The sequence below is a fragment of the Methanomethylovorans sp. genome, from assembly GCF_041305605.1.
Taxonomy (GTDB): domain Archaea; phylum Halobacteriota; class Methanosarcinia; order Methanosarcinales; family Methanosarcinaceae; genus Methanomethylovorans.
Genome location: NZ_JBFYLB010000106.1, coordinates 1 through 3,355, shown reverse-complemented (window position 1 = coordinate 3,355; position 3,355 = coordinate 1). Strand labels below are relative to the sequence as shown.

The 3,355-nt window shown below is 43.2% G+C and carries 2 protein-coding genes; both read left to right on the top strand.

The window, feature by feature from the left end:
- Window positions 1-1,857: disaggregatase related repeat-containing protein (locus ACCM36_RS06760; protein ID WP_370572990.1), on the top strand; the 1,857-nt coding region annotated here is incomplete at its 5' end.
- A 677-nt stretch (window positions 1,858-2,534) separates the two neighbouring features.
- Window positions 2,535-3,296: a class I SAM-dependent methyltransferase gene (locus ACCM36_RS06755; protein WP_370572989.1), complete on the top strand. Its 762-nt coding sequence runs from the start codon at window positions 2,535-2,537 to the stop codon at window positions 3,294-3,296.
- The last annotated feature ends 59 nt before the right edge of the window (window positions 3,297-3,355 follow it).

The following is a 3,355-nucleotide window of genomic DNA, read 5'->3' as shown; positions in this document are numbered from 1 at the left end:
TCAGCATCCAGTCCGCTGATAGATGCAGGATATTCTAAATGTGCCTGTGGCAATGAACCTTCACCCAATGGTGCCGTGATCAATATTGGCAGATATGGTAACACTGTCCAGGCATCAAAGACTGGTTCAGCAGCTTCAACAACAGATAATCCTCCGGTTGCAGATGCAGGTTCGGATAAGACCGCAATCATTGGTTCAGCTGTAAGTTTCGATGGTAGCGCGTCCACAGATGACAAAGGCATTGCTTCATACTCATGGGATTTTGACGCATCAAATGGTATCACCTCTGAAGCTACCGGTGTAACAGCTACGAAAACATATACTACTGCAGGAACTTACACTGTGACCTTAATTGTCACTGATACCAGTGGGCAGAGATCCACGGATACATTAAAGGTCGTGGTCAGTGTTACACCAGTCACAAATATTGTCTTTGATCAGACTACTTATGACAATAGGCTGCGTGAGTCATTACCAGATACAGTTCTTTCTGATTCCACTTATCTTGACATCGGACAGAGTACGTCGAATTGCCGGGATGTGATGTGGTTCGACCTTAGTGAGTACAACACCACTGATACAGTATCCAGTGCAACTCTCTCACTGTACTGGTATTATCCTACGGGTGCTTCACGCACTTCTGACACTGTAATGGAAATCTACAGGCCAGTGGAATGGGATCCGGAATATGTTACCTGGAACAACCGTGCCTCTGGTATTCCATGGAGTACTGCTGGTGGAAACTGGTTCGATAAGAACGGCGTTTCTCAGGGAAGCACACCGTACGCATCGCTGACATTCCCAGCCAGTACAGTGCCCGGTAACAAGTACTATGCATTTGATGTCACTGAGCTTGTGCAGGAATATGTAAGTGGTGAACGCGACAACACCGGGTTCTTCCTCAAAGCCAGAGCCGAGAGTGGGAATTACATTGCTTTCTACAGTACCGATTGGTCAAATGCTGCGCAGAGACCAAAATTGACTGTAACTGCTACAGCAGTTTCTAAGGATGAAGTGCCGGTTGCAGATGCGGGATCGGATAAGACTGCAACCACAGGCTCAGCTGTAAGTTTCGACGGTAGCGCATCCACAGATGACAAAGGCATTGCTTCATACTCATGGGACTTTGACGCATCAAATGGTATCACTTCTGAAGCTACCGGTGTAACAGCTATGAAAACATATACTACTGCAGGCAATTACACTGTGACCTTAACTGTCACTGATACAGGTGGACAGACATCGAGTGATACCCTGGAGGTAGTTGTGACCGATCCGGTAACTTCGGTTTCCTATGCACCTCTCTACGACAACAGACTCCGCGAATCAACCCCCACCACTGTGCTTTCAAGTTCTAACTATATTGATATAGGAAAGCTTAGCACGACTAGTTACAGAGATGTAATGTTGTTCGATCTGAGCGCCTACACGACAACGGATACTATATCCAGAGCAACTCTGTCACTGTACTGGTACTATCCCACAGGGACTATCCATGCTTCTGACACTGTAGTTGAAGTTTACAGGCCGGTTCAGTGGGATTCGAAGTATGTTACCTGGAATTCCCGGATGTCTGGTGTGCTCTGGACCAATAAAGGAGGAAACTGGTTCGATAAGAACGGAGTTTCCCAGGGCAGTGTACCGTATGCCTCCCTGGAATTCCCTGCTAATACTGTGCCTGACAACAAGTACTATGAGTTCGATGTCACAGAACTTGTGCAGGAATACATAAGCGGTGAATACGATAACACCGGCTTCTTCCTTAAAGCAAAGACTGAGAGCGGTAATTACATTGCCTTCTACAGCTCCGAGTGGTCGAATGCTGCTCAGAGGCCAAAGCTAACTATCATACGCTAAGTGGAAGAAGGCAAACCAGTGGAGTGAGATCAATATCACTCCTCTTATTTATTTAAATTAATTTTATTGGCTCCTTTAATTCATCGCGTATCCACGTGTTTAATTCTATTGAAAATAATAGTTATATTTCCATGTATCAGGTATTTTTGCAGATCAATTTAGAAAGAAATATATCCATGAATTGATTTGCTTAAACCGTGGTAGTATGATAGTTGGAAAAAACAGAGTAAAACGAGTAGCGGCTATATTGACAACCTCTGTGCTGATGGTTGTTGTAATAGCATTTGTTTCACGTATATTGTACGCTGGCCTTTGAATGGCACAAAGGCTGAAAAAAACAGCAAATTTATACAGGATATCGGTTTGAAATCCATTTTATTTTCTACCGGTTAGTATATCCTATTCATTTTTGTTTCAGTTTCTTGATCAGTTTTTACCTGCTGGTTAGCATGATCTTCTATGTGTTCAACGTGATCTTAGATCTCTGTTATATATGTGTCCTGTTTTTTATTTTAATGAAAGCCATCAGATAGGAGATGCCTAAATGTTATTTTATGAGCGTTTAGTCTGCACTATCTTCTAGATATACCCTGTTATATCAGATTAATCTAATTTATTTTAATATATGTTATTACGAAAAAATAAATTATTAATACTATATCTACCTTTATGCATGCATGGTAACACCTGACATTAAAATAAAAGAGGAGATCACCAGCAAGTGGGATGATTCTTCCACTACCTATGATACACAGCATGGGCATGCCGTAAAAAGCAATGAGGAGGCAAATGCCTGGAAAGAGGCCTTTAACAAGGTGTTTCCGGCCGGGAAGCTGCAGATCCTGGATGTGGGCTGCGGTACGGGCGAGATCAGCCTGCTTCTGGCAAGCATGGGACACCAGGTCACAGGACTTGACCTTTCCGACAAGATGATGGAAAAGGGGAGGATCAAAGCCAAAGAACGTGGTCTTAAGATCAATTTCCAGCTGGGTGATGCAGAGAACCCGCCTTTTAAAGAAGGTTCCTTTGATGTGGTTATGAATCGCCATCTGCTATGGACCCTGCCACATCCCCAGGATGCAGTAAATAACTGGAAAAGAGTTATCAAACCAGGAGGCAGGGTGATTATCATCGATGGCTTATGGGATGACGGTTCCATGGACACGAAGTTAAGACGTTTTGTCAGCAATGTTGGTATCATGGTGATGGAGAGGAAAAATCCCTGGAAAGGCTACTATTCAAATGAGCTTAATGCTGCACTTCCAAATGCAGGAGGCACACCTCTTGAGAGATCTACAGGTTATCTCAATAACGCAGGTCTTAAGGAGATAAGATCACAGGATATCACATACATCCGCGATATCCAGAGACGTTTCATGCCCTGGCATAAGCGTATAGGGCACAAATATGGCTATTATCTTATCTACGGTTGCAAATAATTTCAACTATGAAAGGGGATGAATGAAATGAAAAAGAATAACTTATTGAGTTTAATATT

What these genes read in the sequence shown, in the direction of transcription:
- ACCM36_RS06755 (WP_370572989.1), top strand. Translation starts at nt 2,535, where the DNA reads ATGGTAACACCTGACATTAAAATAAAAGAGGAGATCACCAGCAAGTGG.